Genomic DNA, 13,982 nt, shown 5'->3' with positions numbered 1-13,982 from the left:
GTGACCTACAATCCCCAGTTCCCCGGTCCGGCTCCCACGGGGCGCGCGATTCCCCCGCAGGGCAACGCAGGAGCCAACACTGTGCCCGCCCCCGGGGCAGGCCAAGTCCCGCAGCCGATGGCGGGCGCGACCCCTCCTGCTTCGGGCTCCAGGGCGCCTCAGGTTCCGGTTCCGGCCCCGAGCGCGTCGGCTCAGTCCATGTCCCGCTACGGTGGCCAGGCCGTGCCCGCCCCGATGCAGGGCCAGGTCCCGCAACCGACGCAGGGCACGACGCCTCCCGCGCGCGTTCCCATGGGACAGCAGGCGTCGCCCCAGTTTGGACAGGGCGCGCCCACCCGGGCCTCGGCGCAGTTCGGAGCCCCGAGCGCGCCCGACCAGGCGCCCCGCGCCGCGGGCAACCCCTTCGCGCCCCCGGGACAGTCCGCGTCTGAGCCTGGCACCCCCCAGGCCTCGTCGGCTTCCCGCGCATCTGCGCCGGGCGCCCCTGCACCCGGTCAGTTCACCCCCGGATTCCGCTCCTTCGTGCGCTCGGGTCCCTCCATGCCCGGCCCCGGCACGGCCCAATATCCGCAGGCCGCACCGCAGGCAGCCCAGGTGTGGGTCATGCCCGAGCCTGAGAGGAAGCCTCTCCCCGTCTTCGAAGGGGTCACCATCGGCGCGGGCGCCGCGATGATGCTTCTCGGCATCTTAGGAGCGATTCTTGTCGCTGGGCCTTTGTACGGCATGTTCTTCGCGTTCATGTGCCTCTTTCCGCTGTCGATCGTCATCTCCTTCCTGCTCTTCGTGGACCGCTTCGAGCCCGAGCCCTGGTGGACGAAGATCGCCGCATTCCTGTGGGGCGGGGGCGTCGCCATTTTCTTCGCTGGAATGTCCAACGACCTCGCGAAGCTTGTTTTTTCCGCAGCAACGGATAACCCCGCGGCCGGCGAGGTCTTCGCGGTCGTCGTCGGGGCCCCCCTAGGCGAGGAATTCCTCAAGGCGCTCGGCGTCATCGCCATCGTTCTCCTGCGCCGAAACAACATCTCATCCCCCCTCGATGGCCTGCTCTACGGTGGCCTGTCCGCTGCCGGCTTCCTCGTCGTCGAAGACTTCGGGTACTTCGTGGACGCGGCGGTCGACGGTACCTTCTGGACCACCTTCTTCGTGCGCGTCTTCATGGGCGTGTTCGGTCACGTCATGTACACGTCCCTGACGGGCTGGGCGATCGGCTGGGCCGTCACCCGGACGAAGTCGATCGGTCTCGGATGCGGCGCGATCACGCTCGGATACCTCCTGGGCGTCACCCTCCACGGCGTGTGGAACGGCTCCGGCTACATCGTCTCCTCAGAGGAGGCCTGGTACCTCCTGTACGCCTGCCTGCAGATCCCCCTCTTCATCGGCTGGCTGTGCTTCGTCGGCTTCGCCATGAAGCGCGAGCGCCGAGACGCCGCCGCGGGCCTCATGCCCTACGTCCAACAGGGCTGGATCATCCCCAGCGAGGTCCAGATGGTGTGCGATCCCGCCTCGCGTCGCACCGCCCTGAACTGGGCAGCGCGCGGTGGCCCTGCCTCGAAGAAGGCGATGAAGCAGTTCATCTACGCGCTGGCCACCCTCGGCCTCGACCAGGTCGTCATGAACGTGCGGGGCCCCGAACCCAAGCGCCTGGAGGCCACGCGCGAGGCCACGAAGGAAGCAACCGAGCAGCGCGCCATCTTCATGCGACTCACGGGTGCACGTGTTGTCTGAATCATCGATGCTCATGGCCCACTCAACGCCTCCTCACAGGGCGGACACAGGAAAGCGGGCCATGATGCTACCGACAGAAAGGACATAGACGTGACTCACACACACCCTGCCCGTCGATCAACGACGGCACTCACCGTGAGCTCGATCGTATTGATCATCCTGAGCATCCCGGCACTTGCCTACGAAGTGCGTGGCGCGATCGACGGTGCCACCAACTCAACGGCGGCACTCGCCGTGGGCGCCTCGTGCGTGAGCGCCCTTGTCGGTCTCGTTTTCTTGGCGTGGTTGGCGCGATTCACCCCGTCGATCCTCTCGTGGATCGCCGCCTTCACGTGGGGCACCGGTGGTGCGCTCATCATCGCGGGCATCGGAAATGGCGTGACCGATGCGGCCATCGAGACGAGCATCTCAGGTGCCCAGACGGCCGATGTCGTGACGTCGGTTGTGACAGGACCACTTATCGAGGAGACCGCGAAGGTGATCGGCGCGCTCATCCTCATCCTTGCAGCTCGCAAGGTGTTGCAGCGCCCCGCCCAGGGCGCGGTCCTGGGCGGCCTCGTGGGACTCGGCTTCGCGTGGGGCGAGGACATCGGCTACTACGTGAGCGCCCTCGACGATGGCATGGGCGGCCTGTGGGAATCGTTCCTGGCTCGCGCCCTCCTCGGTGCCTTCGGGCACGCCATCTTCACGGGCGTCTTCGGATTCGCGCTGTGCTGGGCGATCCTGCGCGCGAAGAGTGTCTTCGTCGGGATCGCCGCGGGCCTCGGCGGTTTCGCGGGAGCCTTGCTCCTGCACGCGCAGGCCAACGGCGTCGGCTTCCTGGCGCCCGAGGACTCCTGGAACCTCACCTACGGAGCGATCGAGGTTCCGATTCTCGCTGTCAGTGTCGCGCTCCTCGTGTGGGGGATGCGCCGCCGCCGGGCTACCCTGGAGGCATGAGCGCACTCGACTGGCCGCTGGACGCGGACGGCTACCCCCACCGGGAGGCCGCCCGCGTCCTCCTGTTCGACGACACAGGCAGGGTGCTCCTGGCAATGGGGCACGACGAGGACCAGCCGGAACGGTCCTGGTGGTTCACGATCGGAGGCGGCATCGAGGCGGGGGAGGACCCTCGCGCGGCCGCCGTGCGCGAGGTCTACGAGGAAACGGGCCTGCGCCTGTGCCCCGATGACCTGGTCGGTCCCGTCCTGTATCGCACCGCCGAATTCGATTTCCTGGCGCTCACCGCGCGCCAGGACGAGTGGTTTTTCATCGCCCGGGCCCCCTCCACTGCGCTGAGCAGGGACGGGTGGACCGAGCTCGAACGCTCCGTCATCGACACCCAACGCTGGTGGGACATCGACGAAGCCTCGGCAACCATCGACGGGGAGATCTATCCCGCGCAGATCCTGAGGTACGCCAGGGCGTGGAAAGATGGCTGGGACGGAAAGCTCATCGAGCTGACCGACACCCGCGAACCGTAAAACGCTAGGCCAGGGACAGGCCCAGCGGCGCGATCGCCAGGGACAGATCCGGCACGTTGAGCTGGACCGTCACCTGCTCGCGCACCGCGGGCTTCGCGCAGAAAGCGATACCGACCCCGGCCTCGTTCATCATGGGGATGTCGTTGGCTCCGTCCCCGATCGCGACCGTGCGCTCCATCGGCACCCCCAGGGACGAGGCCCACTGGCGCAGGCACTCGACCTTGACCTGTGAGGTCACGATGCGCCCGAGGACTCGGCCCGTGAGCGCGCCGTCGACCACCTCCAGGCGGTTGGCCGCGTAATAGTCGATGCCCAGGGAGGCCGCCAGGGGGGCGACGACCTCCTCGAAGCCCCCGGAGACGACCCCGAATCGACCCCCGGCCGCGTGCACGGCGTCGATCAGCTTGCGCGCGCCCGGCGTCGGCGTGATCGAGGTGAGGACGTCGGCGAAAACGGAGGCGGACACTCCCGCGAGGGTTGCGACCCTCTCACGCAGGGACTCGGCGAAATCAAGCTCGCCGTTCATCGCGCGCGAGGTAATCTCGGCGACCCGTTGGCGCGTGCCCGCGGCCTCGGCCAGTTCCTCGATCACCTCCTGGCTGATGAGCGTCGAATCGACGTCGGTGACGACGAGGCCGGGTGCCCCGCTAGCAAATAGCAGCGGTGCACCCGGCTCATCGATACGGTGAGTGGAGCTCACTTGGTGACGACCGTGCCCTTGGGAACGACCGTGATGCCCGACTCGGTAACCGTGAAGCCGCGCTCGATATCGTACTCGTGATTGACGCCGACCTCGGCGCCTTCCTCAACGACGACGTTCTTATCCAGAATCGTCTTCACGACCCGGGCCGAGCGGCCGATGCGACAGCCGTGCATAACGACCGAATCCTCGATCTTCGCCCACGAATGGACGTAGGTATTCGGGGACAGGACCGAGCGCACGACCTCACCGCCGGAGACAATCACGCCGGGGGAGACGAACGAGTCGATCGCGTGACCCAGACGATCCTGGTCGCCATAGACGAACTTGGCGGGCGGCAGCGAGCCATCGATCATCGTCATCGTCGGCCACTCACGGTTGTACAGGTTGAACACCGGGTGCACCGAGATAAGGTCCATGTTCGCCTCGTAGTAGGCGTCCAGCGTACCAACGTCGCGCCAGTAATCGCGGTCGCGGTCGGTCGAACCCGGCACGTCGTTGTCCTGGAAGTCGTAGACGCCGCACTCGCCGCGCTCGACGAACCACGGGATGATGTTGCCACCCATGTCGTGCTTCGAATCGGGGTTGTTGGCGTCCTCACGCAGAGCGTTGACCAGGTCCTTCGTGGTGAAGACGTAGTTGCCCATCGACGCCAGGACCTTGGTGGGATCGTCCGGCAGGCCCTCTGCGTGCTGAGGCTTCTCCAGGAAGTTCTTCACGACGCCGCCCTCGCCGTCGATGACACCCAGGGCGGGGGCGAGCTCGATCGGCTGACGGATACCGGCGACCGTGGCCGGCAGGCCCGACTTGATGTGGTGGTCGACCATCTGCGAGAAGTCCATGCGGTAGATGTTGTCCGCACCGATGATGACGATGTACTCGGGCGCCTCGTCGTCGACGATGTTGAGAGACTGGTAGATCGCGTCCGCGCTGCCCAGGTACCAGTGCGGCCCGCGACGCTGCTGAGCCGGAACAGGCGCAATGAAGTTGCCGAGCAGGGGAGAAGTGTACCAAGTCTTCGTCACGTGGCGGTCAAGCGAGTGAGACTTGTACTGGGTCAGCACGACGATCTTGAGGTATCCGGAGTTCACGATATTCGACAGAGCGAAATCGATCAGACGGAAATGACCTCCAAACGGAACGGCAGGCTTCGCGCGATCCGCCGTCAGCGGCATCAGACGCTTACCTTCACCGCCCGCAAGAACAATCGCTAGAACGTGGTTCTTTGCCATACGGCACCTCTTCGTTGGTCGTTTTGGGCGCGCACCGGTGCAGGCCCGTGGGTGTAGTCACACTGTATTACAAATGTCCATCGATTGCTGCACCGTCTCGTTTCGGTTTCGATGCCCGTGATTTCGGATACTATGTGTTACACGCGTCGCCACTGTCGGAAGGACCACATCATGCGCGTTGATCTGCTCACCCGCGAATACCCGCCCCACGTCTACGGCGGAGCCGGTGTCCATGTTCTCGAGTTGGCCAAGGTGCTGCGCGGCCTCGTCGATGACCTGCGAGTGCAGGCCTTCGATGGCCCCCGCGAGCCCGGAACTGACGGAGCCGATCCGGGGGTGACCGGTCACTCGGACCTGCCCCAGCTTGAGGGGGCGAACGCAGCGCTGCGTACCCTCGGTGTCGACCTCGAGATTGCCGCCGCGTGTGAGGGCTCGGACCTGGTGCACTCGCACACCTGGTACGCCAACTTCGCGGGCCACGTGGCCTCGCTCCTTGGCGACATCCCCCACGTCATCTCCGCCCACTCGCTGGAGCCGCTGCGCCCGTGGAAGGCCGAGCAGCTCGGCGGCGGCTACCGCCTGTCCTCCTACGTGGAGAAGACTGCCTACGAGGCCGCCAGTGCCATCGTCGCCGTCTCCAACGGCATGCGAGAGGACATCCTGCGCTGCTACCCGAGCATCGACCCCGAGCGCGTCCACGTGATCCACAACGGCATCGACCTGAACAAGTGGCACGCGCCGACGGGCGAGGCCGGGGATGAGCTGCGCGAGCGCGTCCTGGCGGAGCACGGCATCGATCCGACGCGTCGGACGGTGGTCTTCGTCGGCCGCATCACCCGACAGAAGGGCCTGCCCTACTTCCTGCGCGCTGCCCGCCTGCTGCCCGACGACGTCCAGCTGGTCCTGTGCGCGGGCGCCCCGGACACCCCCGAGATTGCCGCCGAGGTCGAGGGCCTCGTCGCCGACCTGCGCGCGACCCGCTCCGGCGTCGTGCTCATCTCCGAGATGCTCCCGCAGCCAGAGGTCGCCGCGATCCTCTCCGCCGCCCAGGTCTTTATCACCCCTTCGGTCTACGAGCCCCTCGGCATCGTCAACCTGGAGGCGATGGCGCTCGGCCTTCCCGTCGTCGGCACGGCGACCGGCGGCATCCCCGACGTGATTGTCGACGGCGAGACGGGCTACCTCGTGCCGATCGAGCAGATGCAGGACGGCACGGGAACCCCGCTGGACCCCGAGACCTTCCAGCACGACATGGCGGATCGCCTTATTCGTGTCCTGGACGACCCGGAGCTGGGTCGTCGCATGGGCGAGGCCGGCCTCGTGCGTGCGCGCGAGCACTTCTCGTGGGAAGCCATCGGCGTGAAGACCGCCGACCTGTACCGCTCGCTCGTCTAGGGCGCGCGCGGTGTCCAACACGACTAGGCTTGATGCATGACTTACGTCCTGAATCTTTCTCACGTGTCCCTCCAGCGAGGAGACACGCAGGTCCTGTCCGACGTCTCGTGGTCGACGCGTCCGCGCCAGCACTGGGTCATCGTCGGTCCCAACGGCGCGGGTAAGACGACGCTGGCGCGCGTCGCCTCGGGCCGCATCACTCCCGATAGCGGCGAGGTGACGGTGTCGGAGACGGATCTCGCCCACGCGGATCCGGCCGATGTCGCGACGCGCGTCGGGCTGGCCTCGGCTGCCGTGGCGGCGAAGATCGTCCCCACGCAGTCGGTGTTGGACACCGTGCGCAGCGCCGCCTGGGGCGTCGCTGTCGCTCACGACGAGGAATACGAAGAGGTCGACGATGAGCGCGCGAACGCGCTCATGGAGATCTTCGGTGTCGCCCACCTGGCTCAGCGCGAATTCGCCACCCTGTCCGAGGGCGAGGCGCAGCGCGTCCTTCTGGCGCGCGCGCTCATGACCGACCCCGAGGTGCTCGTCCTCGACGAACCCACCTCCGGCCTCGACCTGGGGGCGCGCGAGCTCCTCATCGGAGCGCTCTCCGAGATCATGAAGGGCTCGAAGTCTCCTCAGATCATCCTGGTGACCCACCAGATCGAAGAGATTCCCGACGGCGCGACCCACTGCGCGATCATGTCGCACGGGACCATCGCCCATCAGGGGCCCATCGAGGACGTGCTGACGGGCGTCAACCTGTCCGAGGTCTACGGCATGCCCCTGCTCGCCGGGCGCACGGACGGGCGCTGGTGGGCGCGCGGCGTCACCGAATAGAGCAGTAAGGGAACGAAACCATGTGGTGGGTATGGATCCTTGCCGCCCTCGTGTGCGGCATCATCGAGGTCATGAGCGTCAGCTTCGTGTTCCTCATGTTCGCGATCGGCGCCTTGGCGGCCGGCATCGCAGGTGCCCTGGGCGCCAGCGTGACGATTCAGGTGATCGTCTTCGTCGTCGTGACGGTGGCGCTTCTGGCCGGTCTACGTCCCTTCCTGAAGGGGCGTATCGATCGATCTGCGGGTGACGTGCGCACGAACACCGACGCACTGATCGGTAAGACCGGGTACGTCACCGAGGTCGTGGGCGAGCGACACGGACGCATCCAGTTTTCGGGCGGCGAGTGGAGCGCGCGCACCGAGGGCGCGTCTATCCCGGTGGGAGCCGAGGTGCGCGTCGATCGCATTGACGGCGCGACCGCCGTCGTGAGCGCCGTCGAGCCCACGCAGCTCGCCCCCACGCACCCCTATGCCGGCCCCGCGTCCTGAGTCGCGCCCCATTTGTTTGATAAGAAAGGAAAGACGGTATGAGATCCGCTGACCTCATCGGCAACATTGCCCTGGTCGTTATCTTTGCCCTCATCGTTTTCGTCGTGGTCTCGCTGGTCCGCGCGGTGCGCATTGTCCCGCAGTCGCAAGCCTACGTTGTTGAGCGCCTCGGACGATACCAGGCGGTCATGCGAGGTGGCTTCCACCTGTTGGTTCCCTTCGTGGACCGCGTCGCCGCCCGCATCGACCTGCGTGAGCAGGTCGCGAACTTCCCGCCCCAGCCGGTCATCACGGCCGACCAGGCGATGGTCTCGATCGACTCGGTGATCTACTTCCAGATCACCGATCCGCGCAACGCGACCTACGAAGTCGCGAATTTCCTGCAGGCGATCGAGCAGTTGACCGCGACCACGCTGCGTAACCTGATCGGTTCCCTCGACCTCGAGCAGACGCAGACCTCGCGCGAGTCCATCAACAAGCAGCTGCGCGGCGTCCTCGATGAGGCGACGGGCCCGTGGGGCATCCGCGTGACCCGCGTCGAGCTCAAGTCGATCGAGCCGCCGCCGCGAGTCCTGGCCGCCATGGAGCAGCAGATCACCGCCGAGCGCACCAAGCGCGCCACGATTCTGACCGCCGAGGCCGAGCGTGAGGCGCAGATCAAGAAGGCCGAGGGTGCTAAGCAAGCCGCCGTTCTGGCCGCTTCCGCCCAGCAGGAGGCTCAGGTGCTGCAGGCCAAGGGTCAGAAGGAAGCCCTGATCCTGCAGGCAGAGGGTGCCCGCCAAGCGCAGATCCTGCGCGCTCAGGGTGAGTCCGAGGCCATTCAGACGGTCTTTGCCGCGATCAACGCTGGCAAGGCCACGCCCGAGCTGCTCTCCTACAAGTACCTCGAGATGCTGCCGAAGATCGCCGACGGACAGGCGTCCAAGCTGTGGATGCTTCCCTCCGATCTCACCGGCGCACTGGAGTCCATCTCGAAGGGTTTCAACCTGGGCAAGTAGACTGGACCCTATGCCGGGCCGACCGCAGTCCCTGCGGTCGGCCCGTCGTCTATTCAACGGGAGGTCAACGGTGGATTCGCACCAGGAGCATGTGCTGCGCGAGGTCGCGCAGAAGAATATCCGTTTCATTCGGCTGTGGTTCACGGACGTCGCGGGCGTCCTGAAGTCGATTTCTATCGATCCGGGTGAGCTCGAGGATGCGTTCAGCGAGGGGATTGGCTTCGACGGCTCGGCCGTCGAGGGCCTGACCCGCGTGTTTGAGTCGGACATGCTGCTGATGCCGGATGCCTCGACGTTCCAGCTGCTGCCGTGGCGCCCGCAGGAGGAGCCCGTGGCGCGCATGTTCTGCGACGTGCTCATGCCGGACGGGCGTCCCGCCCCCTCAGACCCTCGCGGTGTCCTGGAGCGCACGGTCGAGCGCGCTGCGGACGCGGGATTCCGCGTCATGATGCATCCCGAGATTGAGTTCTATCTCCTGCGTCAGCCTGTGACCCCCGAGCGCATGGTGCCCGTGGATCAGGCGGGCTACTTCGATCACGTGGCGCGTGGGGACTCGAACGATTTCCGGCGCCGCGCGGTGCGCATGCTGGAGGACATGGGTATCCCCGTGGAGTTTTCGCACCACGAGGGTGGGCCCGGCCAAAACGAAATTGATCTGCGCGCCGTGGATCCGGTGCGTGCGGCCGATAACATTATGACGGCCCGCACGGTCATTGAGGAGGTGGCGCTGCGCGAGGAGCTGGTCGCTACCTTCATGCCCAAGCCGTTCATCGAGCACCCGGGATCGGGCATGCATACGCATCTGTCGCTCTTCGAGGGCGAGGAGAACGCGTTCTTTTCCCCGTCGGGCCAGTACCGTCTGTCCACGACGGGGCGGCGTTTCATCGCGGGGCTCCTCGCCCACGCGGGGGACATGGCTGCGATCACGAACCAGCACGTGAACTCGTACAAGCGCCTGTGGGGCGGGGGAGAGGCACCCTCCTACGTGTGCTGGGGACACTTGAACCGCTCGGCTCTCGTGCGCGTCCCCCTGTACAAGCCGAAGAAGAGCGGATCCGCGCGCATCGAGTACCGCGCCCCCGATCCGAGCGCGAACCCGTATCTGGCCTTCGCCGTCATGATCGCGGCGGGCTTGGACGGCATCGAGAAGAAGATGGAGCTCATGCCTGAGGCGGAGGACAACGTGTGGGATCTGTCCGATCGCGAGCGGCAGGTGATGGGCATCCACGCCCTGCCCGCCTCCTTGTCGGACGCTGTGCGGGCAATGAAGGGGTCGGAGCTGGTTGCCTCCACCCTCGGCGAGCAGGTATTCGACTACGTCATCCGTAACAAACGCAAGGAGTGGACCGAGTACCGCCAGCAGATCACCCGCCAGGAGATCGAGCAATTCTTGAAGGTCGTCCCGCGGTGACCCCCGAGGAGCTGCGGGTCGCGGGTTTCCTGGACGCGCGCCGCGCCCAGGCCTTCCTTGAGGAGCTTCCGCGGGGCGAGTCGTGGGTTGCGGATCTGAGCGCGTCGGCCGACCCGGATCAGGCACTGCTGCAGGCGGTGCGACTGAGGGAGGCGGATGCGGGTCTCGTCGAGACGCTCAGCACGGACGAGCATGCCCGGCGGCGCGTGTGCGCGGTCCTGGGCGCCAGCCAGTGGCTGGGAGACTACGTGATCGCGCAGCCCTCGCGCGCGGCGGCGATGAACGAGAAGCCGGGCGAGCCGCGCGACGTCTTGTACGAGGCCGTGGGAGCCCACAGCGTCGGCGGCGGTGCGTGGGTGGCCGCGCCGGAGGCCAGCGTCGACGACTTGCGCGCCGCCTACCGCCGGGTGCTGCTGCACCTGGCGGCCGACGACCTGACGAGCGCATCCCCCGAGGACATGATGCCGATCGTGGGGGAGCGCATCGCTGCGTTGGTGGACGCCACCTTGGATGCAGCCCTGGCCCTGGCGCGCCGCGACGTCGACCCGGAGGCGCGGGTTCCCTTCGCGATTATCGCGATGGGCAAGACGGGCGCGCGCGAACTCAACTACATCTCCGACGTGGACGTCGTCTACGTTGCTGAGGCCGGGGCTGACGGGGACGAACGAAGCGCCCTGGAGATCGCGACCCGTCTGGCTTCAGCCACGGCCTCGGCCTGTTCGGGCCCGGGAAGCGAGGCGCCGCTGTGGACCGTGGACGCGAACCTGCGTCCCGAGGGGCGCAACGGCGTCCTCGTGCGCACGATCGAGTCCTACCGCCAGTACTGGGACAAGTGGGCCCAGACCTGGGAGTTTCAGGCGCTGCTCAAAGCGCGAGCGTGCGCGGGCGACCCCCGCCTGGGCATGGCCTTCGAGGAAGCCGCCCAGCCCTACGTGTGGAGCGCCTCGGCGCGCGAGGGCTTCGTCGAGGCCGCGCGCGCGATGCGTCGGCGCGTCGAGGACAACATTTCGCGCTCCTACGCCTCGCGTGAGCTCAAGCTTGGGCGCGGCGGTCTGCGCGACGTGGAGTTCACCGTCCAGCTCCTCCAGCTGGTGCACGGGCGCACCGATGTGTTCTTGCGGGTGCGTTCCACCCTGGAGGCGATCGAGGCGCTGCGCGAGGGAGGATACATCGCCCGTTCGGACGGCGACCGGTTGGCGTCGTGCTACCGATTCCTGCGCGCCGTCGAGCATCGCACGCAGCTGCCGCGCATGCGCCGCAACCACCTGATTCCCGACAAGGACCGGGAGCTGCGCGTGCTGGGGCGCGCGATGGATCCGGCGCGCTACCCGGACGCGGACTCGATCCGCGCGGCGATCGACGAGGTGCGCGCCAGCGTGCGTGCCCTGCATGAGGACGTGTTCTATCGGCCGATCGTCGCGGCCACCGCGCAGCTTCGCGAGGACGAGACGTCCCTGCACGCAGAGGGGGCGCGCGACCGGTTGGCGGCCATCGGCTACCGCGACCCGGCGGGCGCTCTCACGCACATTGCCGCGCTCACTCAGGGGACGAGCCGGCGCGCCGCCATCCAGCGCCACCTCCTGCCCGTCTTCATCTCATGGCTGGCCGGTGGCGCGGACCCCGACATGGGGCTGCTCAACTTCCGCGTCCTCTCTGAGGACATCGGGGACTCTCACTGGTACCTGGCGCTCCTGCGCGACTCGGGGGTGGCGGCCCGCAGGCTCATGACGATGCTGCCGAACTCTCGGTGGATCGCCGAGGCCCTCGCCAAGCGTCCCGAGGCAGTGGCGTGGCTCGACGATGATGCTGAGCTGGCACCGCGTGAGCCGCACCGGTTGGTCCGAGAAGTCGCCGCCCTCATCGACCGTCATGACGACGCGATGGAGGCCGCCGCTCGGGTCCGCGCTGTGCGTACCCGCGAGCTGACGCGTTGCGCGATGAGGGACCTGCTGGGCGGCGTCGATCCTCGCGGAAACGCGATCGCGGACGCGACGGACGCCGCCCTGCTCGGTGCGCTGGCGATTGCCCGGCGCGAGGAAGCCGAGCGGTGGGGCGAGGAACGGGCCTCTGTCGTATTCGTCGCGATGGGCCGCTACGGCGGACGCGAGTGCTCCTACGCCTCCGATGCGGACGTCATCGCCCTGCACGAGCCCGTGGGTGGTGCCTCCGACGCCGAGGCGGCTGCCAGCGCCACCGCGATCGTCAACCGCGTGAAGAATCTGCTCGGCTCGGCGACCAGCCAACTCGGCATCGTCGTCGACCTCGACCTGCGCCCCGAGGGCAAGAACGGCCCGATGAGCCGCACGATCACCTCGCACGAGGAGTACGCGCAGCGCTGGGCCTCCACGTGGGAGCGCCAGGCGGCCGTGCGCGCCCGGCCCATCGGAGACGGTGAGCTGGCGCAGGCTGCCAGGTCTCTTTTTGAGTCCATGGCGTACCGGGAGGTGAGCGAGGCCGAGGTGCGCGACATCCGCCTGCTCAAGGCCCGCATGGAAAACGAGCGCCTGCCGCGCGGCACGGAGCCCGCCCGCCACGTCAAGCTCGGCCCCGGTGGCCTCACCGACGTCGAGTGGACGATCCAGCTCATCCAGATGCGCCACGGGCGCGAGGTCGAAGCCCTGCGCACGTCGTCGACGACCGACGCGATTGCGGCCGCCCGCGACGCCGGGCTGCTGGGGGCGCCCGACGCCGAGATTCTTTTGAACGCCTGGGACCTGGCCACGCGCATCCGCGCCGGCAACACATTGGCGACCGGGCGCATGAGCGGTGTGAAGCTTGACGTTGTGCCTCGTGACAGCGCCGAGCTGGGGGCGCTTGCCGCTATCCTCGGGTACGGGAGCGGCGGGCTGACCGCCCTCGAAGAAGACTGGTTGCGCGCGGCACGACAGGCGCGCGACGTGATGGAACGAACATTCTGGGAGCAGCAGTGAAGATTGTGCTGGTACGGCACGGACAGACCCCCGCCAACCGACTGGGGGCCCTTGACACGGTCCGCCCCGGCCTCGGCCTGACCGAGGAGGGCCTGGCGCAGGCGCGCCGCCTCGCGGATCGCTGGGAGGGCGAGGTCGCGGCCCCTCCCACGCTCATCGCCCTGTCCGGCCTGCACCGCACGCGCCTGACGGCCGCGCCGCTGGCCGCTCGTTACGGGCTCACGCCGCTCGTGTGCCCGGGAATCCGCGAGCTGCGCTCGGGCGACCTGGAGATGGCCTCAGACCCCGCCTCTCAGATGGAGTACGTGCGCACGACCCTGTCGTGGTGCGCGGGGGACCTGGATAACCGGATGCCGGGCGGGGAGAGCGGGCGCGAGGCCCTGGCCCGCTCCCTGGAGACCGTGCGCCGCGTGGGACTGGCCGCCCGCGAACAGGCGGGGGAGGACGCCGTCGCGGTGTTCGTCATCCACGGCGCGCTCACGCGCCTGCTGGCCACATGGCTGTCGGCCGACATTGACGAGGCCCTCGTGTCGAAGCACTTCATGTCGAACGCGGGCACGACCACCTTCGAGTGGGCTCCCGGCTTCGCCCCGGCCTCGGCCTCCGAGCTGGCCAAGGGCCTGCACGCCCTGACCTGGAACGACCGTCCCCTCGATCAGTGGGCCTGAGCGGCCTCGGCGCCTGATTCCTCGCCGCCGGATTCCTCGGAGGGGGTTACGAACTCTGAGACCTCGTAGAGGTCTGTATGAGAACTGATACCGGTTGATCCGTTTGTTGTCGTCAAACCGTCAGTCGAGGTACCCTGAGCTTGTGGT

Annotated in this window: 12 protein-coding genes; 10 read left to right on the top strand and 2 right to left on the bottom strand. The window is 67.5% G+C overall.

All coding sequences use genetic code 11. From position 1 onward, the window contains the following. The 3 genes from QU663_RS06115 (at position 1) to QU663_RS06105 (ending at position 3,188) form a co-directional block, all read left to right on the top strand. The gene (locus QU663_RS06115) at positions 1–1,725 is read left to right on the top strand and encodes a PrsW family glutamic-type intramembrane protease (RefSeq protein ID WP_034482257.1); all 1,725 of its coding nucleotides are present in this window, start codon (positions 1–3) and stop codon (positions 1,723–1,725) included. A 90-nt stretch (positions 1,726–1,815) separates the two neighbouring features. Further along, positions 1,816–2,664 (top strand): PrsW family intramembrane metalloprotease, encoded by an 849-nt coding sequence (locus QU663_RS06110; protein ID WP_034482254.1) that lies wholly within the window; start codon positions 1,816–1,818, stop codon positions 2,662–2,664. Further along, positions 2,661–3,188: an NUDIX hydrolase gene (locus QU663_RS06105; protein ID WP_021612688.1), complete on the top strand. Its 528-nt coding sequence runs from the start codon at positions 2,661–2,663 to the stop codon at positions 3,186–3,188. The genes QU663_RS06110 and QU663_RS06105 overlap by 4 nt, the downstream gene beginning before the upstream one ends. Before the next feature lie 4 nt (positions 3,189–3,192). Here the strand turns inward: QU663_RS06105 and serB are convergent, their stop codons facing one another. Both serB and QU663_RS06095 read right to left on the bottom strand, forming a co-directional pair. Continuing rightward, positions 3,193–3,888, bottom strand: coding sequence for a phosphoserine phosphatase SerB (serB, locus tag QU663_RS06100; protein WP_021612687.1), 696 nt, complete (start codon positions 3,886–3,888; stop codon positions 3,193–3,195). Beyond that, positions 3,885–5,120: a glucose-1-phosphate adenylyltransferase gene (locus QU663_RS06095; RefSeq protein ID WP_021612686.1), complete on the bottom strand. Its 1,236-nt coding sequence runs from the start codon at positions 5,118–5,120 to the stop codon at positions 3,885–3,887. Before QU663_RS06095 ends, serB begins: the two co-directional genes overlap by 4 nt. A 171-nt stretch (positions 5,121–5,291) precedes the next feature. On the opposite strand from QU663_RS06095, the gene glgA reads away from it, so the two are divergent. The 7 genes from glgA (at position 5,292) to QU663_RS06060 (ending at position 13,835) form a co-directional block, all read left to right on the top strand. Continuing rightward, entirely contained in the window at positions 5,292–6,515 is a 1,224-nt protein-coding gene (gene glgA, locus QU663_RS06090) for a glycogen synthase (RefSeq protein ID WP_034482244.1), read from the top strand. A gap of 36 nt (positions 6,516–6,551) precedes the next feature. Beyond that, a complete protein-coding gene (locus tag QU663_RS06085) occupies positions 6,552–7,340 on the top strand; it encodes an ABC transporter ATP-binding protein (RefSeq protein ID WP_009057477.1) in 789 nt (262 codons plus the stop codon). A 20-nt stretch (positions 7,341–7,360) separates the two neighbouring features. Next, entirely contained in the window at positions 7,361–7,828 is a 468-nt protein-coding gene (locus QU663_RS06080; protein ID WP_021612684.1) for an NfeD family protein, read from the top strand. A gap of 38 nt (positions 7,829–7,866) precedes the next feature. After that, positions 7,867–8,826, top strand: coding sequence for an SPFH domain-containing protein (locus QU663_RS06075; protein ID WP_021612683.1), 960 nt, complete (start codon positions 7,867–7,869; stop codon positions 8,824–8,826). A 70-nt stretch (positions 8,827–8,896) separates the two neighbouring features. Next, positions 8,897–10,237: a glutamine synthetase family protein gene (locus QU663_RS06070; RefSeq protein WP_021612682.1), complete on the top strand. Its 1,341-nt coding sequence runs from the start codon at positions 8,897–8,899 to the stop codon at positions 10,235–10,237. Further along, on the top strand, positions 10,234–13,167 hold the full coding sequence (locus QU663_RS06065) for a bifunctional [glutamine synthetase] adenylyltransferase/[glutamine synthetase]-adenylyl-L-tyrosine phosphorylase (RefSeq protein WP_021612681.1): 2,934 nt from the start codon (positions 10,234–10,236) through the stop codon (positions 13,165–13,167). The genes QU663_RS06070 and QU663_RS06065 overlap by 4 nt, the downstream gene beginning before the upstream one ends. Continuing rightward, a complete protein-coding gene (locus QU663_RS06060; protein WP_021612680.1) occupies positions 13,164–13,835 on the top strand; it encodes a histidine phosphatase family protein in 672 nt (223 codons plus the stop codon). The genes QU663_RS06065 and QU663_RS06060 overlap by 4 nt, the downstream gene beginning before the upstream one ends. The last annotated feature ends 147 nt before the right edge of the window (positions 13,836–13,982 follow it).

This window comes from Schaalia sp. HMT-172 (assembly GCF_030644365.1).
Lineage (GTDB): Bacteria > Actinomycetota > Actinomycetes > Actinomycetales > Actinomycetaceae > Pauljensenia.
Note: the sequence above shows the minus strand (reverse complement) of the source record. Positions and strands in the feature narration are given on the sequence as shown.

What these genes read in the sequence shown, in the direction of transcription:
- QU663_RS06085 (WP_009057477.1), top strand. Translation starts at nt 6,552, where the DNA reads ATGACTTACGTCCTGAATCTTTCTCACGTGTCCCTCCAGCGAGGAGAC.
- QU663_RS06095 (WP_021612686.1), bottom strand. Translation starts at nt 5,120, where the DNA reads ATGGCAAAGAACCACGTTCTAGCGATTGTTCTTGCGGGCGGTGAAGGT.
- QU663_RS06075 (WP_021612683.1), top strand. Translation starts at nt 7,867, where the DNA reads ATGAGATCCGCTGACCTCATCGGCAACATTGCCCTGGTCGTTATCTTT.
- QU663_RS06080 (WP_021612684.1), top strand. Translation starts at nt 7,361, where the DNA reads ATGTGGTGGGTATGGATCCTTGCCGCCCTCGTGTGCGGCATCATCGAG.
- QU663_RS06105 (WP_021612688.1), top strand. Translation starts at nt 2,661, where the DNA reads ATGAGCGCACTCGACTGGCCGCTGGACGCGGACGGCTACCCCCACCGG.
- glgA (WP_034482244.1), top strand. Translation starts at nt 5,292, where the DNA reads ATGCGCGTTGATCTGCTCACCCGCGAATACCCGCCCCACGTCTACGGC.